Source organism: Chryseobacterium sp. FH2 (genome assembly GCF_001045455.1).
In the GTDB taxonomy this organism is placed as follows: Bacteria; Bacteroidota; Bacteroidia; order Flavobacteriales; family Weeksellaceae; genus Chryseobacterium.
This window is the reverse complement of sequence record NZ_LFNE01000001.1, coordinates 384,634-407,552: the sequence shown is the minus strand read 5'-3', so window position 1 is coordinate 407,552 and position 22,919 is coordinate 384,634. Positions and strand designations below refer to the sequence as shown.

The window sequence follows — 22,919 nt, the reverse complement described above, 5'->3', positions numbered from 1 at the left end:
GTGGTTCAACAATATAGTCGTTATGAGTATTATTTTATATTTATAGGGATAAGTAGAATCTAGTGAACGCTTCATTGACACACTGGATTCTAACAAAAAATTTCAACATCCTTTTTTGTATTTACTTTTATTTAAGAATTAAAATATGAAATATGAAAATAATAGGCACCTTTTTTTTCATTTTTAAGGTTAGCATTTAACCTGTCTAATTTTGAATTAAGAAGATTTAATTCTGCTTGACTACCTTATCCGACCAACTGGCATAAGCTTTTACTCTTCCCCAAACATTAATGTTATTTCCTTTACTCACTTCCAACTGTATGCTCTATATTCAGAATACAAGTTTCTAACATTTAGTGCAACAGGACCAGAGGATCCATAATAAACTGTAACTATTCGGTAAAGCAACAATTATATTGACTTAAATATTTTAATATCAGATATTTATAAGATAATTAATTTTTCTAATGAATTAATAATTACTCGATCATTTACACTTTTTGAACGAAAATAAAAGTGGAAAATCCAACTTTCTTCCTATCCATATTTTAATTTTAAGATAATCAATCAAAGAATATAATTAAATGTTAAAATCTATTTCCGGTGTTATTTGCTAATCTTGCCGGAACTCTTTTGTAATAATAGTTTAATCAAAACCACCTACTCAATATGTCTTGGTTTTAGTTGTTATTTTTCGGAATAGCAACATACTAAATCTTGCTAATAAATGAATCTCAGGCTACTTTTGCAAAACAAATGACAGCACGCGATTTTTTATTTTAAATCAAGCATAATTCTAAAAATACAACACAATGAAAAACAAATTTATGATTGCCTCATATTTATTAGTATCAGGTATTTTATTTTCTCAGGTAGGTATTAATAACCAAAAGCCACAAGGTATTTTTCATGTGGATGGAGCCAAGGACAATCCAGCTACAGTTGCGCCTAATGCAACTCAACAACTAAATGATTTTGTTGTAGATGCGTCAGGTAAGGTTGGGATAGGAACAACAACACCATCTCAAAAATTGGAAATTAATACGGGAGGAACAACAAGCGCCCCTATAACAGGGTTTAAATTGTCTGATGGAAATCAAAAAACGGATTACGTACTTACCGCCGATACGAACGGCGTGGGGACCTGGAGGCCTGCTTCAATTGGGTTAGCGCAAGGGGTAATTACTAGTATTCCTGATTCAAGCGGAGATGTTCCATTTCAATCTACTCTTACATATACTGTTAGACCTGGGACTTATATAACTCTTGCTCCGGGGAGATGGAAAGTTGATATTACGCAATTATTACGTTATAATGGGACTGAGCCCTTCCTTGCGGATGATTGGATTTGGGTAAGATTTTCTTTAGGAGACTCACCCACTGTTCCCGCAATAAGTTCCGACCTTCCTCCTGCTGCAGGCCGTCTAGTATCCATGGGCTTTCAAGGGCCTTGCCCAGCAGCTCCAACTGGAGTTCAGGCTAAATATAACATAGGCTCTGGAAGTCTTTATGTAAATAACACCTCTGGAGCAAATAAAACTTATTACTTACTTGTTGGAAATATAGCAGTTATAGGTACACCAAGCAACAATAAAACCTTTTCTGCAGTTGGTGGAAATTGGGGTGAAAATACTATTACAGCCGTTCGTATTCAACAATAGAATATAATCATAATATACTTGTCCTTTGTAAAGAGGCTGTCTCAAATAATAACCCGGCTTTTAACTTAGCAAACTTTGTTACTTAGGAGGTTTCAGGAATATATATTACTTTTTGAGACAGCTTCATTCATCCATACCTATTCAAAAAAACTCTCCATCTTTTATCCAAGGAGATTTCAGTTAAGCCCTTTCTTATCAATTGACTTGGTGGAAGTGCTACTCACTTTAAACTTTTAGCTACTTGCCTTATACTTTTTTATAGTTATTCAGAAAATAAAATTTTAATTATTCATTAATACACTTATTTATTATTTGTTTATTTGTATAATAATTAAAATATATTTATGTAATCGAAATAAATATGATAAATCACTTAATAATAAAACATATTTTTATATTTTGTTTTCTAATAAATTATGCAAATATTTTTTGTCAGGACTTAAGTATATCAAAAGAAAATAGATATTTTAATCATATTACAGATAAAATTTTAAGAAATGATAAGAAAATTACTTCTGATGAAATCCTACTAAAAGGTGACTCTTTATATAGGTCATCTATCAATGATTGGCAAAGAGTAAAAGCTTTATTTGTTATTATACAAGGATATGAAATGCAACACAATTTGTCTTCTTCCTTAGATGTATCTCTAAAAGCAGATTCTATTGCAATAAAATCAAACCTTATTTATTTTAAACCAAAGACTAGTGGCATAATTGCATCCTTGTATAATAATCTAAATATGGAAGCTGAAAGTAATGAATATTTAGAGCGAGCACTTCAGTACACTAGTAAACTTGATAGAGAAAACTTTTTAATTGATAGATCAATAATTTATCAGAGAATTTCAGCCGTCTATAGTAAACAAAAAAAACATAAGAAAGCTCTATCTGCAAACTTATTAGCACTTAGCTACTTGGAAGATTTAAAAAAAGAATTTCCCTTTGCTGGCTATTCAAAAGCCTATATACCAGCTTTGTTAAATATTGGCGTTAACTATTATAACCTACAAAATTATAAACTTTCAAAATTTTATTATGAAAAAGGATTGAAGGCAATTGATGATAATAATAATTTCTATTTGGCCTATTTCTATATTCGTTATGCTGCTGCAGAAATAAAGTTGAAGAATATAAATTCAGCGCTTATTTATATTAATAAATCCAAAACTTTAGCCGATAAAATGGCCGACAAGAATTTGGAACTGCAAATAGATGAAGTATTTGATGAATACTATACTTTGAATAAGGAAGTAAAAAAGGCGGATAGTATAAAAAAAAGAATAATCGACAATGGTATTTTAGTTTCAAATTCAAAAGAAACAGCCGCAAAGAATATTTTAAAAAAGACTAAAAATGAAATTAAAACTGAGAAAAAGGTTTCGTTATTATTTATCATTATTTCAATTTTATTAATAGTATTTACTTTATTCATAGGGGGGTACAAAAACTACCAAAATAAAAAAATAAAAATTCAATATGAGAAAATCATTGATGATTTTGAGAAAGTAAAAAACAAAGAAATTCAAAGTGTTTCATCTAAAGTAAACACTACCTCTAAAGAACCCTTATCTGAAAAGAAAACTACTGAGTTATTACAAAAATTAGAGGAATTTGAAAATAGTGAAATTTTTACTGGTAAGAACTTCAATATATCAAATATGGCTATTATTTTTAATAGTAATACAAAATATATTAATTATTTATTACAAAACTACAGAGGGAAGAATTTTAGTGATTATCTAAATAATATTAGGATTAGATACATTATAAAAAAAATGATAAATAATCCAGAATATCTTAATTACAAAATCGATTATTTGGCAGAAATCACTGGTTATTCCTCACATAGTCGTTTTACTCAAATGTTTAAAAAAGAAATGAAAATCTCTCCGTCTGAATTCATCGCTCAACAACTTTCAAAAAAAACAAGAGAATAAAAGGCATAATACACATTAAAGTATATATTATTTTTCCGATTAGTTACAGACTATTATTAGTTTTGAATATTGGCAATATATACTTTTGCACACTATAAACACAATATTAAACCATTCATTCTTAACTTAATAAACTATTAAATTATGTGATTTAAAATAGATCAACTAACTCATGAATTCTAAAGGTATTAACTAGGTAATTAGGATAACTCTCCCTCTCCTAATTACTTTCCAAACATTTTTTAATAAACGATTGATTCTAAAAACACGAAAGAAAGCAAGTTAGTACTGCTTTCTTTTTTCCCAACAAAAATGAACTTAGATTAAAAAGATTCATATAGATGCTTTAATTAAACAAAAGGTCACAGAAAACAATATAGAAATATCTCTCTCGTATCTATGACTTTTTAAATTGTACATCAAAAAGACATTAGAATAATGTACAATGGAGAAAGTATGGATACAGAAACTATATTAAAATGGTGGTTCGGATTATTGAATCACTTAAGAACTGAAATTGATATTTAATATTATTACTCCTATAGATATCTACATAATCAAATGTTTATAAATAACGATGTGATTAATTATAAAATATATTTTATAATCGGTAGAAATTTATAGGTTTCATAAAGTGGTTTACGCAAAGGCTTTATAAAGTAACAATCACATAATAAGTTTAATAATATCAAATCAACACTAGCTGTTCCCAGTGGTTTTTTAATTTCTAAACATTCCAAAATTCTCTATCCAGGCTTCTGTATTGTATCGCTTCAGAAATGTGTTCGGAAAGAATATTTTCAGATTCATCCAGATCAGCAATTGTCCTTGCAACTTTTAAAATTCTGTCATAGGCTCTTGCAGAAAGATTAAGTTTTTCCATTGCCATTTTTATCAAGTCGAAAGAAGCCTGGTTCAATGCACAATGTTTTTCAATTTCCTTTGGCCCGATTTGAGCGTTATAACTGATTTTTAAATCTTTATATCTTTCCTCCTGAATTTCACGCGCCTTTAAAACACGTTTTCTAATATCTCCACTTTTTTCTCCTTTTCTCTTTTCTGCCAGTTGCTCAAATTCCACTTTCTGTACTTCAATATGAATATCTATTCTATCCAAAAGCGGTCCTGAAAGCTTATTCATATAGCGTTGCATTTCATAAGTTGATGAGGTATTATTCGGATCATCCGGAAAATATCCGCTCGGGCTGGGATTCATCGATGCAACCAACATAAAACTTGCGGGATAATTTACCGTAAACCTTGCTCTTGAAATTGTTACCTCCCGATCTTCTAAAGGTTGTCTCATTACTTCTAAAACAGTTCTTTTGAATTCCGGCATTTCATCCAGAAACAAAACACCATTGTGCGCCAAAGAAATTTCGCCGGGCTGTGGATAACCGCCACCGCCAACCAATGCAACATCAGATATTGTATGATGTGGATTTCTAAAAGGACGAATCGTCATTAAAGATGTATTTCTTCCCATTTTTCCTGCAACAGAATGTATTTTTGTAGTTTCCAAAGCTTCTTTTAAAGTCAATGGAGGAAGAATACTCGGAACACGTTTTGCCAGCATGGTTTTTCCGCTTCCGGGAGGGCCGATAAGAATAATATTGTGTCCTCCTGCAGCCGCAACTTCCATGGCTCTTTTTGCCGTTTCCTGACCTTTAACTTCAGAAAAATCAAAAGGAAAATCATTTATCCTTTCCTGAAATTCTTTTCGGGTGTCAATTTCAACTTTTTCGAGAGGCTTTCCTTCATTAAAGAAATCAATAACCTGTTTAATATTTTCAGCGGCAAATACATCAAGATTGTTAACAATTGCCGCTTCTCTGGTATTTTGTTTAGGTAAAATAATCCCTTTAAAACCTTCTTCTCTGGCCTGAATAGCGATTGGCAAAACCCCTTTGATCGGCTGTAAGCTTCCATCCAATGAAAGCTCTCCCATAATGATATAATCCTGAACATTTTCAGCTAAAATCTGGTCCGAAGCTGTCAAAATTCCCACGGCAATGCTCAAATCATACGCCGCACCTTCTTTTCTAAGATCGGCGGGAGCCATATTAATCGTAATTTTTTTTCCGGGAATTTTATAACCAACATTTTTTAAAGCTGCCGAAATCCTGTAGCTACTTTCCTTTATTGCATTATCAGGCAGACCAACAAGGTGATAACCTACTCCACCGGTATCTATATTTACTTCAATAGTAATTGTTTGAGCGGCAACCCCGTGAATTGCACTTCCGTAAATTTTTATCAGCATACACTGTGTTTTGGTGTAAAAATAATTAATATTTCATTTTACAAAATCAATATTAATCTTTATAAATTTCAGCAAAAACATAATTTTGATAGTTTAAATTTAATTTTAAATAAAAAAAACAGCGCAGACAAAATGTCTGCGCCGACCAAGGATATTTATTGAAAAAACTAAAATCCGATAACACCGAACTTCTTTATTTTTTGATAAACTTGTTTTTATACACTTTTCCTTCTGCATTTTTTGAAATAATAAAATACGTTCCCGGAACAAGCTTACTTACATCAATCGCTTCTGTGTATTTATGATTTTGTTTTTGTAAAGCAATTTTCCCAGACATATCTATGATGGAAATATCTGCATATGATTTGTCAGATTCCTTTCCGATATATAAAAATTGTGTCGTAGGGTTGGGATAAATGCTCAGATTATTCTGTTTCGGCTTCGTTTCTCCTGTTCCTAAGCTACAGAAGCCCCATTCTCCAAAATTTAATTTTATAAAGGCCGCATCACTTAGCATTTCACACATATCCGGACAATATTCTGTACAGGCATAGAAACCATATTCACCGGAATCATGCGCAACGAAAGTATCACCTGTAGCTCCAGGAATGATACAAGGATCTGTAGGCGAAGGCGGATTACTGCTTGGAATACATTTAAACCAAGTATGTGTTCCATACACCAAAGGAAATCCATTGTCAAGTTGCACAGTTGCTCCGGAACAAACGTTATATTCTCCCGGCTGTATTTCCTGATAAGTTCCCGGTATGAAATCTGCCATCATAAAAGGAAGTCCATAAGCATATCCGTCTGACATTATCGCCGGGCTCTCTGCGGAACATCCCCCCTGGGTAACAGCGACTTTAAAATAATAAAGCATATCATCCGCTCCATTGATTGTCAGTGTCTGTGATGTTGCGTTCGGAATAGCAACCCAAGGATTATTATTCGGGCTCTGCCAATCCCACTCTTGTTTATACCATTGATAGGTATCATAAGTTTGCGTTACGGAAAGAATTTCAGTTTCCGTAGTACAAAAAACTACTTTATCCTGAAACATTACTCCAAGTCTGGGACTTGTGATGGTCGGTGTACACTGCGCATTGATATTCAAGATATTTAAAAATAAATAACACGCTAAAAAAATTAATTTTACTCTCATATAAAATATTTATTGGTTGTATTAAGTTTCAATAATTAAAAACAGGCATGTGATTATCTACAGGGCTACAAAATACAGCACTGATATCCAAAAACATTAGATGTTATTATTTCAAAAAAATTATTTAATCAATCTGCAGCCTGATTCCGAACTTCATATTGAAATTAAATGGTTTTTCTTTGTAAATCGTATTCAGCTGGCTGTCATCCCTGAAATGATACGCTACACCCGGCTCCGCATAAATACCTATGTTATGTATTACTTTAAACTGAAGTCCGGCGGCACTGTTTACAGAAACCTGCAGAGGGGTTACATCAACTTTCTCCGTAAACTCATCTTTTACAATATTATCTACAACATATTGAGTCTTTTGCTTTCCTGAAATCGCTTTTTCAGCCAATGCCCCTGCAGTAATATATCCTGTAAATCTTCCTTTCTTGACAATATTATAATTAACCTGAACAGGAATTCCGATATAGTGAACCGACTGATCTGTCCTAATATAATTCGTACTGCTCCCTGAGTGAATTTCTGAGGATAGTTTGGTGTAATTCATACCCGTTCCTATACCCCATCTTTTGCCAAGATTATAGTATAAAGACAAGCCAAAAGTAACCGGCGTTTTATGCCTTACCCTTGCTTCAACTTCTTTGTTTTGATTCGCCAAAAGCACCTCCACAAAAGGATCTCCGTCAGAACTTTGATATACTTCAGCTACACTCATTGGTTTCCCCGCAGCAGTTGCATACCCCGGGAACTGTTCCGCAGAACCTGAAGAAGCATTTCCCGTAAGCATACTCAACATCCATTTTGTAGATTTTGGGGTTTTCTGCTTTGCTTCATCAGCACTTTTGGGGCTCAAAATATTTTGATTATCAGCAAGAAGCTCTTTATTTTCTTCACCTTTCTCAGCGGGATTCACATTTTCTGTAACAACTTGATTTTCCTTAGCAATACTTTGATTTTGGCTGAATAAATTTGTTGCTTTAGACTCTTCCTGAGGCTTCAAAAAAATATTATCGTTCGTTTTTTCTTCTCTTAATTTTTGACCTGAAATATTTTTCTTTACATTTTGAGTTAAAACACTACTATTCAGACAATTATCAGACCTAAAAGTCTGTTTAGGGATTATATTTTCATTTCGTATTGAAGCGTGTTGAGTTTCAGAAGTTTTATTAACTGTTTTTACATTATCTTTATTGGCATAAACTTTTGTTGACGCTTTTTTCTGTTCAGAAGTATTTAGATTTAATAATTCTTTACCCACAAAAAAGCATGCAGCAAGAACAGCCGCAATCCCCACAGCACGGTAAATTTTCGTTTTAATATCAATTTGGGCAGATTTTTCCTGCGCTTTTAGTTCATTTTCTAAATTTAATCTTATAATTTTATTTTCATCACCTTCATAGAATAATTCATCTCTGATAGCATCCCACAATCCGTCCGGAACATCCTCTGAGTGATCTTCCATTTTATTGCGCAGATTATTTAACCATTGATCATCCATATTGCGCTTTTTTTGACATTTTATATTCATTTACTTTCCGAACAAGCATTGCCTTTGCTCTGTGAAGCTGTGAGGCAGAAGAGTTTTCAGCTATTCCTAAATCTTCTGCAATTTCTTTATGGCTCTTTCTCTCAAATACAAAAAGGTTAAAAACCGTCCGGTATCCGTCAGGAAGCTGACGAATCATTTCCATCATCACAGGTTTCGGGATTTCTTCCAGATTAGGTTCCTCTTCATTGGGTACATCGGGTATCTCCAACACATCTGTAAAATTCCCGCTATTCATATTTTGCTTGAGGTGTTTTAAAGATTCATTAACTACAATTCTCGTAAGCCATGCCTTCAAAGATCCTTCGCCTCTATATTCAAAAGAACCAATGGAGTTAAACATTTTAATAAAGCTGTTTTGCAATACGTCATGCACGTTATCTCTACCTGTAATATATCGCGAACAGACATAAGTAAGGTTACCTGAATAAGCCCCAAAAAGCTCTTTCCAAGCGGTTTCTTCCTTTTTCAAAAGACGGTTTACCAAAATCTGTTCCTTGCTTATTTCCATGTAAAATTTACAACATACCTATTTTAATAATTGATTTATTTAACATAATACAAAAATAGGCTGCCTTTTTACAAAGCACAACCTATTCGGGGGCCATAAACATTAATTAATACTTTAAACAGTATGGGAAATCATATTTAATTTTCTCATAAGGAGTCAAATCCGTTCCGTCTACCGTAATTTTATCTGCTACAAAACCAAATCTCATCGAAAAATCTTGTCCTATAAAGTATCCTTTTTCTGATGTTGCCAATGTCACTACGGTATTTTTCGTTTGTCCGTCAACAGGAATTTGCAATATCAGTTTTTCAGGAGCAAAAGTCAGTTCTATTACATTATGCTCTGTAATTATTTTCGGGGAAAAATTAAGTTTATACTCAATTTTTCCCATTGCCGTAACAGCTGCATTTGCTTTTGCATCATCCTTTATCACCGCTTTTACAATTTCCTTTATTGGAAATTCCTTATAGGTAATGACAGAATCTTTTGTCACAAAATCAATAATTTTTTCTGTCCGGTTAATTCCCTGTGTTGTAATTAGTTTGGCTCTGTACGTTCCATTTTCATCACCATTCTTCACGGGAATTGGCTCATACACATCGTCATTGCAAGACGTCATCAAAGACAATCCTAAAAAAGAAATAAAAGCAATTATAAAAGCTTTAAGTACCATTAATTTTTTCATTATTTTAAATTCAGTTCATTAAACATTACTTATTTTGAGTACTCATTAAATAAATCCGTTTTTTGAAGAATCTTGCATGAATATTTCAGAAATTCAGTTATTTTTTTATAACTCATTGATTTTAAACAATAAAAATTTCAATCTAACAAAATAGCACTACTGTTTTTATTATTTTAATACATTTGTTAAAACATATTTGGGAATGAATTTAGAACAAGTCAATCTACACCTTAACGCTTACAAAGAGCACAACCAAATTATAGATGCTGCAAAATTTTTAGTTTATTCATTTAATTTAGAACATGAAAACTTTGCAGGATTCGGTTTTAGAGAAGAACTTTCACCCAATTCTATGCTTTTAACAGCCGAAGGGGAATTAGGACGGCCACAAAAGGTAATGATCCCCAGAAACATTTTTGATTTTGATTTGAATTTGGTCTTAAATATGGTCGCCCATGAAATGCTTCATGTAAGACAAAAAGCTCCGGGGCAAGTGGTTGAAGATAAAAATGAAAGAGAATTTCAGGCTTATTATGAAATGCTTTTTCACAAAGTTTTTCCTCAAATCCCGGACGTCTCAGATTTTCACAGAAAATTTTTCGGTAATAAAGCATTGGAATATTACAAAAGAATGGGCGATGGCTCAGAGCTACAACAAAAATATGCGGAACAGAAAAAAGAAATAGAACAGCTAATCAACTCATCATCATGAATATAAAACCAGAAATTTCTTGGGCAGATTTTGAAAAAATAGACATCCGAAGCGGAACAATCATTTCCGTAAATGATTTTGAAAAAGCCAGAAATCCTTCTTATCAATTAGAAATAGACTTTGGCGATTTAGGTATTAAAAAATCATCTGCGCAAATCACTTCATTGTATAGGAAAGAAGAATTAATCGGAAAGCAGATCCTGGCTGTCATTAATTTTCCAAAAAAACAAATTGCTAATTTTTTCAGTGAATGTTTAGTGTTGGGACTGTACAGTGAAGACAAAAAGGACGTTACACTTTTAACTCCTTCATTGCCAACAAAAAATGGAATGCAGGTTGGTTAAAAAATTATAAAATACATGATACAAAATATTCCTTTAGAACGAATTTTATTCATTGATATTGAGACCGTTCCTGGATCGGGAGTTTGGGATGAATTATCCGAAACAGAGCAAATTCTTTGGGATAAAAAAACAAGGTTCCAAAGAAAGGACGATATTTCCGCAGAAGAGTTTTATCATGAAAGAGCCGGAATTATGGCTGAATTCGGAAAAATAATCTGCATCACGATAGGAATGGTCGAAAAAAATGATACGCTGAAAATCAAAAGTTTTGCTGATGATGATGAAAAGAAAATGCTGCAGGAATTTGGTGAAATTTTTAACAGCCCGAGACTTCGTGATGTTATTCTTTGTGCTCACAACGGGAAGGAGTTTGATTTTCCCTGGATTGCCCGAAGATTCTTAATCAATGGAATGATGCCTCCTGCTCCATTCCAGATGTTTGGAAAAAAGCCCTGGGAGATTCCGCATATCGATACGATGGAGTTGTGGAAATTTGGAGATTACAAAAGTTTCGTTTCTTTAGAATTACTGGCTCATCTTTTCGGAATCCCTACCCCGAAAGACGATATCGACGGCTCAATGGTTTCATCAATCTATTACATAGAAAAAGACTTGCAAAGAATAGTTGACTATTGTGAAAAAGATGTCTTAACTTTGGCAAATATTTTCCGGCGAATGCGTCAGGAAGATTTGTTGAAAAGATATATCAATTTAGATTAAAAAATGAAATTTACAGACGATCAGATTGCCGACATCGGTGAAGAAATCATCAAGGTTCTAAAAAGCGTATATGACCCTGAAATTCCGGTAGACATCTACGAATTGGGGTTAGTTTATGATGTTCAGATTTCTGACGATGCGGATGTTAAAATCATAATGACACTTACGACTCCTAACTGCCCTGTTGCAGAAACACTTCCGCAAGAGGTAAAAGACAAAGTAGGAGAGGTAGAACACGTAAAAAGTGTCGATTTAGAGCTTACATTTGAGCCTAGCTGGAACAAGGATATGATGAGTGAAGAAGCTAAATTTGAATTAGGAATGCTTTAAAATTCAAATTAAAAATAAAACTGGCTGTCAATTTTGGCAGCCTTTTATTTTTTACTTGAAACTAGTTCATTTAGAGCAGAGCGAAAACAGAAAAGGATCTAAACAGATTCTTCTTTCGTCGAAATGACAAACAGAGCAATTAATGTTTAAATTTCTTTTGCAATTTCTTTTCCTTCTCTTCTGCTCCATTCACTCCATGAGCCCACATATAAGTTAGGAATTGGGAACCCTGCATAATCCAAAGCCAAAATGGTATGACAAGCCGTCACTCCCGAACCACAGTGAATGATTAACCCCTGAGATTTATCTTTCAGAAGTTCTGAATATTTTTCTTTTAATATTTCAGGCTTTAGAAAATTTCCGTTTTCGTCAATATTTTCAGAAAAAGGAATATTGATAGCACCAGGAATATGTCCCGCAACCAAATCGATGGGTTCAGACTCTCCTTTATAGCGGTAGGCATCTCTTACGTCAATTACTGTTGAGGAATTGTTTATTAATTCATTTTCAACATTTTCCAGAGTCGAAATCGGAAGAATCCAATGAACCTTTTTAATTAAATCAGCCTTTTTAAAAGTTTCTTCATCTGATGTAAATTCCAAGCTTTCTCTTCCTGCATTTTGAAATCCACCGTCTAAAACCTGAACATTTTTTAAACCAAAAGATTTAAGCATCCACCAAGCTCTTGCTGCTGCGTTAGACCCATTTTTATCGTCATAGACAACAACATGAGAATCTTCCGAAATTCCAAGACCGGAAAGTGTTTGTGCAAATTTTTCAATAGTCGGAAGCGGATGTCTTCCACCAAAAGCTGCATCTTCTCCAATATCAGCTAAATCGTTATCTAAATCGATAAATCGAGCTCCTTTGATATGTTGGTTCAGATAATTTTGATAAGCATCTTTTCCTGCTCTTGCATCGAGAATAATAAGATTTTCGCCTGACAGATTTCTTAATTCAGACGCGGAAATTATTGGTGACATAATGTTATTTTTAGTTGAAATTAATTTAAGCTTATGAAAATCAGCTTTGTTTATTAAAAAATTTTTAATTTGCATAAAATTAAACAAAAACACAAATGGAACCGGAAAAAAAGAAACCAAACAGAAAAAAGATCATTATTTTAATCTCAATAATTGTATTAATCCTATGTTTAGGATTAAGCTTTTATGCGTATAAAAAGAAATCTCAGCAACAAAACTATACTTTAGAAGTATCCTCGGGAGATGCATTTGCCACTCAAGATGAGTATGATTATTGGAAAAATACAACTTTTCGGGTAAGTGAATATGATGATATTCCTGAAAACTACAAAAAGGCTATAGTCAAAATCTTCATTGATAATAATTACTACCAGCCAAAAGACGGAGAAGCTTACTATTATTTCACGAGAATCAAAGACAGGGCAAAAAATGTTTACGCTTTTGGAAACTTCACCGGAAAAACAGAACACGATGGCAAAGACATGGCTTTTATTTTAGAGAAAAATGACTTTAAAAGCAGTGCCATTTACGTCATTTCCAGTAGCGGTGATCTTTTACATTGGCAGGAATATGATGGAGAGCTCCCTATTATTAATAGCTTTACAAAAGGAAGTAAAATTTTCATGGAAAATACAGATCTACAGCCATCACCAGAAGACGGATTAATTGTAAAGTTTAATAATTACAGAAAAATTGCACTTGTTTATAATAGTAAGATAAAAAAATTTGAAGAATATCACCAATATTCTAAACAAGAACTTGATGACATGAAAAATCAAGGTGATTATGAAGAAGGAAATGATGAAAAAGAACCAGCAGTAGAAGCAATAAGTGATTCCGCAAGATAGGAATCACTTACTGTTTTATATTATTAAAAATGAAAAATATCTTTCGCTTTGTTGTAAGAACTTTCGAAGTTTAATAAATTCAATTTGTGATCTACTTTTTCTACGCTCATGAAGTTGATAACCTGCTCTGTCGGCATATTCCCCACCAAATCATCTTTTGCCATCGGACAGCCGCCGATTCCTTTGATTGCACTGTCAAATCTTCTGCAACCCTGATCATAAGCAGCTTTTAATTTAGAATAAGAATCTTCATAACGGTTATGAAAATGACCTCCGAAATTAATCTCAGGATATTTTGAAGGTATTTTATCGAATAAAAGGGCAATTGTTTCCGGTGTTGCAACTCCTGTAGTATCAGAAAGCAAGATATCTTTAACTCCGATTTCCGAAAATCTTTGAGCCCAAAACTCTACATCTTCCCATTTCCACATTTCCCCGTAAGGGTTCCCGAAAGCCATTGAAAAATAGATATTTAATTGTTTCCCTTCAGTTTTTACCAGTTCAAGCATTTTGATGATTTCTTCAAAAGCTTCTTCCTGACTTTTATTGGTATTCCTGTGCTGAAAAGTTTCGGAAATAGAAAATGGAAACCCTAGAATATCTACCGACTGATGCTGTAGTGCTTTTTCGGCACCCCTGTAATTTCCGATAATCGCAGAAACCTTTGTATTGGAAAGTGATTTATCTATATTTTCGGCAACCTCAGCAGAATCAGCCATCTGTGGAATCGCTTTTGGAGACACAAAACTCAGACAATCCAATACATCAAAACCAACATCCATCAAAGAGTTGATATAATCTATTTTTTTATCGGTAGGGATAAATTCTCCCCAACCCTGCATTGCATCACGTGGACATTCAGTAAGAAACATTTTTACGTTTTGATTTTCTCAAATATAATAAAACTAAATAAGTTTAGATATAATGAAGACAAAGCTAACATTATTTTGATTTCCAACATTTTATATTCAATTTATAATTTCAATACTTAATATTCATTTACAAATAAAGCATTCATTAAGAATGATTTCACAGAAACACATTAAAAACCCAACATTGTGAAAGATGAAATTATCATTTAAAAATTTAAGTAAAAATCAAAAAATCAATCACCATCATTATAATTTGTCATTAATCACTCTATTTAAATAAAATAAATTGAAAATGTGGTATTTTATCTAAGCAAATTGGTAAACAAATTGTATATAAGTAATAAGACAATTAAACTAATAAAAATTACAGCTATGAATATTTCTTACTACGATTTCAAGAATTTGACGGATCAGGCCCAATGCAATATGGTTGTAAATAATGGACGTGTAATGAACGAAAGGACAATAGATACTTTAAAGTATGTTCTTTATGAACTTTCATGTTTTACTGTAGAAATTGCCTACAATACAGCCAATAATAAAATTGCCGTTATGAATGTTTTTCAGAATAAAGCGGTTTATGCGGTTTAAAAAACTACTTTATTTGATCTTCAGTTATACTGTCATTTGAAATTTTAATGATTTAATTCAATTGCAAATAAATTATTCTCAGTATCAAATTTGTTAACTTTGTTAAAATTTATATGAATAATGAGTGCAATAGAATTCAGCCAATTGTGGAAAGAAAAGTTACTGAACCGTTTTATCAATTATGTAAAAATCTATTCAACGAGCGACGCGGAAAGCGAAACTACCCCTTCGACAGAAAGACAGTGGGATATCGCCAATTATATCGTTGAAGAATTGAAAACGATAGGTCTTGAAAATGTATCGATTGATGACAACGGTTACATCATGGGCTACGTTCCCTCAAATCTTGAAAACGATGACAAACCAACGATTGGATTTATTTCACATTATGACACGTCACCGGATTTCAGTGGGGAAAATGTAAAACCACAGGTTTGGGAAAATTATGACGGAAGTGATTTGGTTTTAAATCAGACCACAGAATTTACATTATCTCCTTCAAAATTTGAAAGTTTAAAAAAATATATCGGTCAGACTTTAATTACAACTGACGGAAACACACTTCTTGGAGCCGATGACAAAGCAGGTTGTGCAGAAATTGTAACAGCAGCAGAATATCTAATCGCTCATCCGGAAATCAAACACGGAAGAATTGCAATTGGCTTTACGCCTGATGAAGAAATCGGAAGGGGCGCACACAAATTTGATGTGGCTAAATTCGGGGCGGAATTTGCCTATACAATGGATGGTGGTGAAGTTGGAGAATTGGAATATGAGAACTTCAATGCCGCAGGCGCCGTCGTGAAAATCCACGGATTGAGCGTTCACCCTGGTTATGCGTACGGAAAAATGGTAAATGCAGCTTTATTAGCTTCTGAATTTACCCAGATGCTTCCAGCCAATGAAACTCCGGCTACAACGAAAGGGTTTGACGGCTTTTATCATTTAATGGATATAAACGCTGATATTTCTGAGGCTAAACTTCAATATATCATCCGTGATCATGATGCTGATAAATTTGAAGCAAGAAAGAAATTCATGGAAGAAAAAGTGGCTGAATTTAATCAAAAACACGGAGCTGGAACGGCTGAAATTGAGATTAAAGAGCAATACAGAAATATGAAGCAGCAGTTTGAAGGAAAAATGCACATCATCGATATTGCAGCAGAAGCGATGAAAGAAGCCGGGATTGAGCCTAAAATCAAGGCTATAAGAGGAGGAACCGACGGTGCGCAGCTGTCTTATATGGGATTACCTTGCCCGAATATTTTCGCAGGAGGAATTAATTTCCACGGACCTTATGAGTATGTGGCATTGGAAAGTATGGAGAAAGCAACGGAGGTGATTATTAATATTGTGAAAGCGTAATGTTTTGCATATAAAATTGAAAGCCAGCTCAAATGAGCTGGCTTTTTTATTTAAAATTAATCAAAATCATCCTTGTTGGTTTCCTAAAAAAGCGTCCCATCCCTGAGCCGTTAAAGCAATCAATTGATTAGAGCCTCGTGCCACCATAAAATTTCCTTCTTCCTTTTCAACAGCATGTCCGATAATTGTAAAATCCGGATGATTTTTAATTTTATCAAAATCATTCGGTGAAATCGTAAACAATAATTCGTAATCTTCACCACCACTTAAAGCCGTCATAACAGGATTTAAATTAAATTCATCTGCTGTTGTAATCGTCAGATTATCCATCGGAACCTTCTCTTCATACAATCTGAAACCAACTTTCGACTGGTCAGAAAGATGCAGAATTTCGGAAGCCAGACCATCAGAAATATCAATCATAGAAGTTGGTTTAATATCCAATTGTTTTAAAATTCCTTTCACATCTGTTCTTGCTTCAGGCTTCAACTGTCTTTCCAGGATATAGTCGTAACCTTCCATCTCAGGCTGCATATTTGGATCAGCTAAAAAAACAGCATGCTCTCTTTCCAAAATTTGCAGTCCCATGTATGCTCCACCCAAATCACCTGTCACAACAAGTAAGTCGTTTGGTTTTGCAGTACTTCTTTTTACGATATTTTCTTCATTTTCAATTCCAACAGCCGTGATACTCATCACAAGACCTGAGTTTGAACTTGTTGTATCACCACCAATTAAATCCACTTTATAACGACCACAAGCAGCCTGAATTCCGGCATAAATTTCCTCTAAAGCTTCCACCGGAAAACGATTTGAAACCGCCAAAGAAACCAAAATCTGCGTTGGGGCCGCATTCATTGCTGCAATATCACTAAGATTCACAACAACAGCTTTATAACCCAAATGCTTCAACGGAACATACCCTAAATTGAAATGAACTCCTTCCGCCAAAACATCCGTTGTAAGGACAACTCTTTTATTTTCAGGATTAATAACTGCCGCATCGTCTCCTACCCCAAGCTCCGAAGATTCATTGGATAAAGGAAAAAATTCCGTTAAGTGTTTAATTAGTCCAAATTCGCCCAATTTTGAAATCGGCGTTAATTCAGGTTCTTTATCTTCAAACATATCTTTTAATTATAAATAATGAGTAATTGGTAATAAGTAAATGCTTTTAAACTCAAAACATTAAACTTAAAACCATTTTAGGCAAATGTGGATGGATCAACATTTTCCGGACGGAAAGGCAACTTTTTAAAATCTTCTCTTGTCAAAACAACTGTATTCGGAGTTTTGTATTTATTGATGGCCTCTACCACATCATCCGGCGGAGTCGTCATTTTTCTCAACATTGTATCAATCCAAACCCCTGTAGCTTCAGAAGTTGCGCAATGCTCTCCTTCAGGAGTATAAAATTTGTGTACAAAACGATAAATAGAACAATCTTCTGCACAGGCATCAACTTCCAGACTTACAATCACGGTTTGGTCTGCAAATATTTCCTTAAAAAAAGAAAATCTTTCATGCATGATAACAGGGCCAATTCCCCATCGGCTCATCTGCGTAACACCCATTTTTTCCTGCTTCATAAAAGCCATTCTGGTTTGGGCACAATATTGTACGTAAGATGAATTTGCTAAATGTTTGTTGGCATCAAGATCACTCCAACGAACTTCGAATTTATGGTAAAAAATCATTTAAATATCGGTTTTAGAATAATTAATTATATTCTTCAAAATTACTCAAATAAGATGGTTTATAAAAATTGTACTTTTGGAAAAATAATCTTGAGCATAAGATTACAATAATTATGAAGCAAATTATCATTATCGGAGGTGGTGCGGCAGGGTTTTTCGCGGCATCAAATCTTGACGGAAAGAAATATAGAATCACTATTCTTGAGCAAAATTCGGATGTCCTTCAGAAAGTTAAAATCTCGGGAGGCGGAAGATGTAATGTGACTCATGCCTGTTTTGACCCAAGAGAACTGGTACAGTTTTATCCCCGTGGAAACAAAGAATTATTAAGTGTTTTCACCAAATTTCAGCCGGGCGATACAATGGATTGGTTTGATAAACGAAAAGTTTCGTTGAAGATAGAAAATGACAACAGAATCTTTCCGGAAAGCAATTCTTCACAAACAATCATCAATACTTTTTTGAACGAAATCCAGCAAAAAAATGTTGAAATAAAAACAAAATGCTCTGTAAAAGAAATTGAAAAACAAGATGAAAAATATGTCATTAAAACAACTTTAGGAGATTTCGAAGCAGATTTTGTAATTTATACAACGGGAAGTTCTCCGAAATCATTAAAAATCATTGAAAATTTAGGACATAAAATCATTGATTTGGTTCCTTCACTTTTTACCTTTAATATTAAAGATGATTTGTTGAAAGATTTAGCCGGAACAAGCTTTGAAATGGCAGAAACCTCTATCCCAACATTGAAAACAAAGGAAAGCGGGCCACTTTTAATAACACATTGGGGACTTTCAGGACCTGCAATTTTGAAAATTTCGGCTTGGGAAGCGGTGAATTTGGCTAAAATGAAATATAATTTCGAAGTTGAAGTAAATTTTATTTCAAAATCAATGGATGAGGCTGAAGAAATATTCCAAAATTTCAGGCAGCTAAATCCTAAAAAAACCATTGGACAATCGAAACTTTTTGATATAACGAATCGTTTTTGGCAGAGAATTTTGGAAGTTTCAAAAGTTGATTTAAATAAACAGGTTGCGAATGTTTCAGGAAAAGAAATACAGACCATTACTGAATGTTTATGTAAAAAGAAATTCCACGTAACCGGGAAATCTACTTTTAAAGATGAATTTGTAACTGCAGGAGGTATTGATTTAAAGGAAATTAACTTTAAAAATATGTCTTCGAAAATTTTACCTAATTTTTACATTGCCGGAGAAGTCTTAAATATTGATGCGGTGACCGGAGGTTTTAATTTTCAGGCGTGTTGGAGCGAAGCATGGTTGATTGCACAGGATTTAAATTTGAAATCATTTATTTAGTAACTGCCCCTGTTATTCTGAATGAAACGGAATGAAACGGAATGAAACGGAGAATCTCTAATGAATAGGTTTAGATCTTCCTTTGTCAGAAAGATAAGTTAACCGTAAATTCGATAATAAAGAACACAAATTATAAAAATGCTTTTAGTCAAAAAAAATATTTCGAATATTTTAAAAATCCTTTTAATCTTAGGATTCGGATATTTCTTTTGGCTTATGCTGAAAATTACTTTAGAATATATCCCATTTAAAACAGAGGTGAGCTTTCTCATGATAAAACAAACCGAAGTTGGGCAAAGAGCAGAATACCTCTACTTTTTTTACACACATGTCTATACAAGTATTTTTGTTTTATTATCGGGATTTTCAGCCATTTTAAGAAAAGATTTTGGGTTTAAAAATTTCCATAAAAATGCAGGAAAAATTTATATTTTTCTAATTCTTCTTTTCGCTGCTCCATCAGGAATTTATATGGGAATTTTTGCCAACGGCGGAATTTTATCTAAAATTTCTTTCTTGATTTTGGGTTGTTTGTGGTGGTTTTCAACATTTAAAGCATACCAATTTGCGCGACATAAAAAATTTAAAGAACATAAACAATGGATGTGGCGCAGTTTTGCCCTTACAATTTCAGCTATTACATTAAGAATGTGGAAAGTTATTATTGTATATTTATTTCACCCAAATCCGATGGATGTTTACCAGATTATCGCATGGCTGGGGTGGGTTCCCAACTTATTATTAATTGAATATTTAATCGCAAAAAAACATATATGAAATTTTTAAAATTAACATTAATCTCCTTATTTACAATTACTTTAGTTGCCTGTAAGAAGGATGGAAAATCTGTAAATTCTTCCAAAGACAGCCTTACTGCAAAACAAGATTCATTAGTTCCTCCGGAAATTTTTAAAGAATATTACGGAATTTACATGGGTGATTTTGCAGGAAAAGAGATGATTACCTCTGAAGACGGCGAAGAGTATGAAGGTAATGTTTATAAAAAAATTGCTTTAAAAATTAACAGAATTACAAAGGACAGTGTTTATGGTCAAAGTATCGTCAATGGAAATCAGCGCCCGTTCCGAGGAATTTTTAATGAAATTTCAAAATCATTTACGCTTGACGAACCTGGAAATGATAAAACAGATGGCAGATTTGAGGTAAAATTAAATGGTGACAGTTTGAGCGGAAAATGGTCTGCATTTAACAAAGCAACCGTAAAAGCGCCTCTTAAAACATTAAAATTGGCTAAAAAAGAATTCGTTTATAACCCGAATTTTATGCTGGATGAAGATTCAAACCTGGTAGATTGGGAAAATCCGAAAGATTTTGTTGAAAAATATACAGACGAAAACGGAAATACCGAAAAATATACCACTCAGAAAAACAGAGTTGCTTCTGATGCTGTTTTTAAATTAAATGCTTCAAAACAAAAATTAACGGAAAAAGACCTTAAAAATCTTCGGAAGCTGGATATGGAAATCATTAAAAATTCGGTTTTTGCAAGACACGGTTATTCCTTTAAAAAAGCTACTTACAGAAACTTTTTTGAGCAGACAGATTGGTATATCCCGGTTTCAAACAATGTGGATAATGATCTATCTCCTTTGGAAAAAGAAAATGTGGCTTTATTGAGCCGTTTTATCAAATATGCAGAGGATAAATATGACAGTTTTGGAAGATAATTATTTTCTTGAAGTAAATCCCGCAAAAAGAGAAAGCAACAAGCATCCAACAGCATAACAAAGGATATCAATCCAGGAAAATGAATTTCCAATCACAATATACATCAGGCTTCCAGGTTGGAAGCCTAGTTTTTCTGCAATATTGAAGTATTGTGCAAATTCTATCAGACATGAAAAGATAAAAATTCCTAAAATCAGCTTTTGATTGTTATTAATTTTAATGAAACTTTTAATAAAAGTATAAATAAGCATCACTACAATAACATCTCCCAGATAAGCTCTTACAAAGAAAATATCCTTCAATTTTGTAGCAATTAAAACTTCAATGAAGAGGATTACAATTGCTAAAAGAAAGTATTTCAGGGTGAATTTAAATTTCATCATTTTTCAAATTAATACATAAAAAATCGGCATTCAAAAAGAATCCCGATTTTTATTTAGCAAATATATTATTTCTTTACTTTCACTGTACATCCTATGGCAACAGTTTTTGTCATTTTTACAGGTTCTCCCTTAATCAAAGAATTCACTGCATCCTGTACATAATATTCTGAAACATCATCCGGATTTTCATAATTATTGTCAATAGCGCCGATATATTTCACAATATTTTTACCATTTTCTTTCTGTAGAAGGAAAACATGAGGCGTTTTTGTTGCACCATACTGAGGAAAAATCTTCTGTCCCTCATCCACTAAATAAGGGAATGTAAAACCCTTTTGTTTTGCTCTTTCAATCATTTCTTTGTATCCGTCCTCAGGCTGTACACCCGGATCATTAGGATTAATAGCAATAACAGGATATCCCTGAGACTTATATTTTTTATCTAGTTCTATAATTCTGTCTTCATATTTTTTTGCATACGGACAATGATTGCATGTGAAAACAACAATAAACCCCTTTGCCGTTTTAAAATCGCTCAAAGAAACCATTTTACCGTTAACATTTTTAAGTTTAAAATCTGTTGCCTCATCTCCCACTTCATATCCTTTTACAGAAGAAGCATTTTGATTTTCAGTCTTGTTTTTATCATGATTTATTGTTGTAAAACTCAGCAGACCAAGCCCGACAATAAAAGCTGCCATTACAATTTTGAAATTTTTCATAGGTATATATATTTATAAATATTTTGAAATTATATTTTCCAATTCTTCCTTGCTCATTTCACCATCATTAAAATGTACTTTCTCTCCGTTTTTATAGAAAATCGTCACAGGGATGTTTCCGTCCCAATCTTTCTCAAAACGCGGAATCCATGTATTCATTCTTTTAATATCATCCAATAAAACCACCTCAGCGGCAAGGTTTTTATTTTTGATAAATTTTATCACTCTTTCTTTATCAACCAATCTATCCAGCGAAACCAAAATCATCTTAAACTTTGGGTTATCAGCATTTTTATTATTAATTTCCATAAAATGCGGAAGCTCTTTCACACACGGAGCACAGGTTGTTGACCAAAAATTGACAATAAGAAATTTATCATTCTCCTCCTGAATTTTTTTTTCAAGTTCTTCATATTTTACTGAAGAGACTGTTGTTTGTTGTGCTTTAAAGAAAGTAATACATAAAAACAACAGTATTATAGTAAGCAAATTTTTCATGCTTAAATTTACTAAAAGTATTTGTTTTTGCGAATTTAACACCAGCTAAAGTGTATTTTCA

General features: G+C 33.2%; 24 protein-coding genes. 12 read left to right on the top strand and 12 right to left on the bottom strand.

The window, feature by feature from the left end:
- Window positions 1-812 precede the first annotated feature (812 nt).
- Both ACM39_RS02035 and ACM39_RS02030 read left to right on the top strand, forming a co-directional pair.
- The gene (locus ACM39_RS02035) at window positions 813-1,661 is read left to right on the top strand and encodes a hypothetical protein (protein WP_048509332.1); all 849 of its coding nucleotides are present in this window, start codon (window positions 813-815) and stop codon (window positions 1,659-1,661) included.
- A gap of 361 nt (window positions 1,662-2,022) precedes the next feature.
- Window positions 2,023-3,600, top strand: coding sequence for a helix-turn-helix domain-containing protein (locus ACM39_RS02030; RefSeq protein WP_048509331.1), 1,578 nt, complete (start codon window positions 2,023-2,025; stop codon window positions 3,598-3,600).
- A 727-nt stretch (window positions 3,601-4,327) separates the two neighbouring features.
- Here the strand turns inward: ACM39_RS02030 and ACM39_RS02025 are convergent.
- The 5 genes from ACM39_RS02025 to ACM39_RS02000 form a co-directional block, all read right to left on the bottom strand.
- Window positions 4,328-5,863: a YifB family Mg chelatase-like AAA ATPase gene (locus tag ACM39_RS02025; RefSeq protein ID WP_048509330.1), complete on the bottom strand. Its 1,536-nt coding sequence runs from the start codon at window positions 5,861-5,863 to the stop codon at window positions 4,328-4,330.
- Window positions 5,864-6,056: 193 nt separating this feature from the next.
- A complete protein-coding gene (locus ACM39_RS02015) occupies window positions 6,057-7,025 on the bottom strand; it encodes a T9SS type A sorting domain-containing protein (protein WP_048509328.1) in 969 nt (322 codons plus the stop codon).
- A gap of 124 nt (window positions 7,026-7,149) precedes the next feature.
- The gene (locus ACM39_RS02010) at window positions 7,150-8,532 is read right to left on the bottom strand and encodes an outer membrane beta-barrel protein (protein WP_165585079.1); all 1,383 of its coding nucleotides are present in this window, start codon (window positions 8,530-8,532) and stop codon (window positions 7,150-7,152) included.
- On the bottom strand, window positions 8,525-9,091 hold the full coding sequence (locus ACM39_RS02005; RefSeq protein WP_048509326.1) for an RNA polymerase sigma factor: 567 nt from the start codon (window positions 9,089-9,091) through the stop codon (window positions 8,525-8,527). Before ACM39_RS02005 ends, ACM39_RS02010 begins: the two co-directional genes overlap by 8 nt.
- A 106-nt stretch (window positions 9,092-9,197) precedes the next feature.
- Window positions 9,198-9,776, bottom strand: coding sequence for a DUF4840 domain-containing protein (locus ACM39_RS02000; protein ID WP_048509325.1), 579 nt, complete (start codon window positions 9,774-9,776; stop codon window positions 9,198-9,200).
- A gap of 202 nt (window positions 9,777-9,978) precedes the next feature.
- Here ACM39_RS02000 and ACM39_RS01995 point away from each other — a divergent pair, with 202 nt between their 5' ends.
- The 4 genes from ACM39_RS01995 to ACM39_RS01980 are packed head-to-tail and all read left to right on the top strand — an operon-like array spanning window position 9,979 to window position 11,882.
- Entirely contained in the window at window positions 9,979-10,488 is a 510-nt protein-coding gene (locus tag ACM39_RS01995; RefSeq protein WP_048509324.1) for a hypothetical protein, read from the top strand.
- The gene (locus tag ACM39_RS01990; RefSeq protein WP_048509323.1) at window positions 10,485-10,832 is read left to right on the top strand and encodes a tRNA-binding protein; all 348 of its coding nucleotides are present in this window, start codon (window positions 10,485-10,487) and stop codon (window positions 10,830-10,832) included. The genes ACM39_RS01995 and ACM39_RS01990 overlap by 4 nt, the downstream gene beginning before the upstream one ends.
- A gap of 15 nt (window positions 10,833-10,847) precedes the next feature.
- On the top strand, window positions 10,848-11,552 hold the full coding sequence (locus tag ACM39_RS01985) for a 3'-5' exonuclease (protein ID WP_048509322.1): 705 nt from the start codon (window positions 10,848-10,850) through the stop codon (window positions 11,550-11,552).
- A gap of 3 nt (window positions 11,553-11,555) precedes the next feature.
- Window positions 11,556-11,882, top strand: a complete 327-nt coding sequence (locus tag ACM39_RS01980; protein ID WP_048509321.1) for an SUF system Fe-S cluster assembly protein — start codon at window positions 11,556-11,558, stop codon at window positions 11,880-11,882.
- Between the two features lie 146 nt (window positions 11,883-12,028).
- Here ACM39_RS01980 and ACM39_RS01975 read toward each other — a convergent pair whose 3' ends face one another.
- Window positions 12,029-12,865 carry a sulfurtransferase gene (locus ACM39_RS01975; protein WP_048509518.1) on the bottom strand — a complete coding sequence of 279 codons (837 nt, stop codon included), beginning with the start codon at window positions 12,863-12,865 and terminating at the stop codon, window positions 12,029-12,031.
- Between the two features lie 95 nt (window positions 12,866-12,960).
- Here ACM39_RS01975 and ACM39_RS01970 point away from each other — a divergent pair, with 95 nt between their 5' ends.
- Entirely contained in the window at window positions 12,961-13,713 is a 753-nt protein-coding gene (locus ACM39_RS01970; RefSeq protein WP_048509320.1) for a hypothetical protein, read from the top strand.
- A 23-nt stretch (window positions 13,714-13,736) separates the two neighbouring features.
- Here the strand turns inward: ACM39_RS01970 and ACM39_RS01965 are convergent, their stop codons facing one another.
- On the bottom strand, window positions 13,737-14,585 hold the full coding sequence (locus ACM39_RS01965; RefSeq protein ID WP_048509319.1) for a hydroxymethylglutaryl-CoA lyase: 849 nt from the start codon (window positions 14,583-14,585) through the stop codon (window positions 13,737-13,739).
- Between the two features lie 372 nt (window positions 14,586-14,957).
- Between ACM39_RS01965 and ACM39_RS01960 the strand changes: the two genes are divergently transcribed.
- Both ACM39_RS01960 and pepT read left to right on the top strand, forming a co-directional pair.
- Window positions 14,958-15,176 (top strand): hypothetical protein, encoded by a 219-nt coding sequence (locus ACM39_RS01960; protein WP_048509318.1) that lies wholly within the window; start codon window positions 14,958-14,960, stop codon window positions 15,174-15,176.
- A 120-nt stretch (window positions 15,177-15,296) separates the two neighbouring features.
- Window positions 15,297-16,544, top strand: coding sequence for a peptidase T (pepT, locus tag ACM39_RS01955; RefSeq protein ID WP_048509317.1), 1,248 nt, complete (start codon window positions 15,297-15,299; stop codon window positions 16,542-16,544).
- 66 nt (window positions 16,545-16,610) lie between these two features.
- Here the strand turns inward: pepT and thiL are convergent, their stop codons facing one another.
- Window positions 16,611-17,672 carry a thiamine-phosphate kinase gene (thiL, locus tag ACM39_RS01950; protein ID WP_048509316.1) on the bottom strand — a complete coding sequence of 354 codons (1,062 nt, stop codon included), beginning with the start codon at window positions 17,670-17,672 and terminating at the stop codon, window positions 16,611-16,613.
- Window positions 17,673-17,749: 77 nt separating this feature from the next.
- A complete protein-coding gene (locus ACM39_RS01945) occupies window positions 17,750-18,241 on the bottom strand; it encodes an acyl-CoA thioesterase (RefSeq protein WP_048509315.1) in 492 nt (163 codons plus the stop codon).
- 113 nt (window positions 18,242-18,354) lie between these two features.
- On the opposite strand from ACM39_RS01945, the gene ACM39_RS01940 reads away from it, so the two are divergent.
- From ACM39_RS01940 to ACM39_RS01930, 3 genes are all read left to right on the top strand, one after another.
- Window positions 18,355-19,566, top strand: coding sequence for an NAD(P)/FAD-dependent oxidoreductase (locus tag ACM39_RS01940; protein WP_048509314.1), 1,212 nt, complete (start codon window positions 18,355-18,357; stop codon window positions 19,564-19,566).
- 138 nt (window positions 19,567-19,704) lie between these two features.
- A complete protein-coding gene (locus tag ACM39_RS01935) occupies window positions 19,705-20,343 on the top strand; it encodes a DUF2306 domain-containing protein (protein WP_048509313.1) in 639 nt (212 codons plus the stop codon).
- Complete coding sequence (locus tag ACM39_RS01930; protein ID WP_048509312.1) at window positions 20,340-21,254, top strand: YARHG domain-containing protein; 915 nt, start codon at window positions 20,340-20,342, stop codon at window positions 21,252-21,254. The genes ACM39_RS01935 and ACM39_RS01930 overlap by 4 nt, the downstream gene beginning before the upstream one ends.
- Here the strand turns inward: ACM39_RS01930 and ACM39_RS01925 are convergent, their stop codons facing one another.
- The 3 genes from ACM39_RS01925 to ACM39_RS01915 form a co-directional block, all read right to left on the bottom strand.
- Window positions 21,255-21,635: a DUF2809 domain-containing protein gene (locus ACM39_RS01925; protein ID WP_117590715.1), complete on the bottom strand. Its 381-nt coding sequence runs from the start codon at window positions 21,633-21,635 to the stop codon at window positions 21,255-21,257. It lies immediately after the preceding gene.
- 68 nt (window positions 21,636-21,703) lie between these two features.
- Complete coding sequence (locus ACM39_RS01920; protein WP_048509310.1) at window positions 21,704-22,360, bottom strand: thioredoxin family protein; 657 nt, start codon at window positions 22,358-22,360, stop codon at window positions 21,704-21,706.
- Between the two features lie 12 nt (window positions 22,361-22,372).
- Window positions 22,373-22,858 (bottom strand): TlpA family protein disulfide reductase, encoded by a 486-nt coding sequence (locus ACM39_RS01915; protein ID WP_048509309.1) that lies wholly within the window; start codon window positions 22,856-22,858, stop codon window positions 22,373-22,375.
- Window positions 22,859-22,919 lie beyond the last annotated feature (61 nt).

Coding starts and splice junctions, on each gene's coding strand:
- ACM39_RS01995 (WP_048509324.1), top strand. CDS start 9,979: ATGAATTTAGAACAAGTCAATCTACACCTTAACGCTTACAAAGAGCAC.
- ACM39_RS02010 (WP_165585079.1), bottom strand. CDS start 8,532: ATGGATGATCAATGGTTAAATAATCTGCGCAATAAAATGGAAGATCAC.
- ACM39_RS01975 (WP_048509518.1), bottom strand. CDS start 12,865: ATGTCACCAATAATTTCCGCGTCTGAATTAAGAAATCTGTCAGGCGAA.
- ACM39_RS02015 (WP_048509328.1), bottom strand. CDS start 7,025: ATGAGAGTAAAATTAATTTTTTTAGCGTGTTATTTATTTTTAAATATC.
- ACM39_RS01945 (WP_048509315.1), bottom strand. CDS start 18,241: ATGATTTTTTACCATAAATTCGAAGTTCGTTGGAGTGATCTTGATGCC.
- ACM39_RS02035 (WP_048509332.1), top strand. CDS start 813: ATGAAAAACAAATTTATGATTGCCTCATATTTATTAGTATCAGGTATT.
- ACM39_RS01960 (WP_048509318.1), top strand. CDS start 14,958: ATGAATATTTCTTACTACGATTTCAAGAATTTGACGGATCAGGCCCAA.
- ACM39_RS01920 (WP_048509310.1), bottom strand. CDS start 22,360: ATGAAAAATTTCAAAATTGTAATGGCAGCTTTTATTGTCGGGCTTGGT.
- ACM39_RS02000 (WP_048509325.1), bottom strand. CDS start 9,776: ATGAAAAAATTAATGGTACTTAAAGCTTTTATAATTGCTTTTATTTCT.
- ACM39_RS01990 (WP_048509323.1), top strand. CDS start 10,485: ATGAATATAAAACCAGAAATTTCTTGGGCAGATTTTGAAAAAATAGAC.
- ACM39_RS01925 (WP_117590715.1), bottom strand. CDS start 21,635: ATGAAATTTAAATTCACCCTGAAATACTTTCTTTTAGCAATTGTAATC.
- thiL (WP_048509316.1), bottom strand. CDS start 17,672: ATGTTTGAAGATAAAGAACCTGAATTAACGCCGATTTCAAAATTGGGC.
- ACM39_RS02025 (WP_048509330.1), bottom strand. CDS start 5,863: ATGCTGATAAAAATTTACGGAAGTGCAATTCACGGGGTTGCCGCTCAA.
- pepT (WP_048509317.1), top strand. CDS start 15,297: ATGAGTGCAATAGAATTCAGCCAATTGTGGAAAGAAAAGTTACTGAAC.
- ACM39_RS01980 (WP_048509321.1), top strand. CDS start 11,556: ATGAAATTTACAGACGATCAGATTGCCGACATCGGTGAAGAAATCATC.
- ACM39_RS01930 (WP_048509312.1), top strand. CDS start 20,340: ATGAAATTTTTAAAATTAACATTAATCTCCTTATTTACAATTACTTTA.
- ACM39_RS01970 (WP_048509320.1), top strand. CDS start 12,961: ATGGAACCGGAAAAAAAGAAACCAAACAGAAAAAAGATCATTATTTTA.
- ACM39_RS01965 (WP_048509319.1), bottom strand. CDS start 14,585: ATGTTTCTTACTGAATGTCCACGTGATGCAATGCAGGGTTGGGGAGAA.
- ACM39_RS01935 (WP_048509313.1), top strand. CDS start 19,705: ATGCTTTTAGTCAAAAAAAATATTTCGAATATTTTAAAAATCCTTTTA.
- ACM39_RS02030 (WP_048509331.1), top strand. CDS start 2,023: ATGATAAATCACTTAATAATAAAACATATTTTTATATTTTGTTTTCTA.
- ACM39_RS01940 (WP_048509314.1), top strand. CDS start 18,355: ATGAAGCAAATTATCATTATCGGAGGTGGTGCGGCAGGGTTTTTCGCG.
- ACM39_RS01915 (WP_048509309.1), bottom strand. CDS start 22,858: ATGAAAAATTTGCTTACTATAATACTGTTGTTTTTATGTATTACTTTC.
- ACM39_RS02005 (WP_048509326.1), bottom strand. CDS start 9,091: ATGGAAATAAGCAAGGAACAGATTTTGGTAAACCGTCTTTTGAAAAAG.
- ACM39_RS01985 (WP_048509322.1), top strand. CDS start 10,848: ATGATACAAAATATTCCTTTAGAACGAATTTTATTCATTGATATTGAG.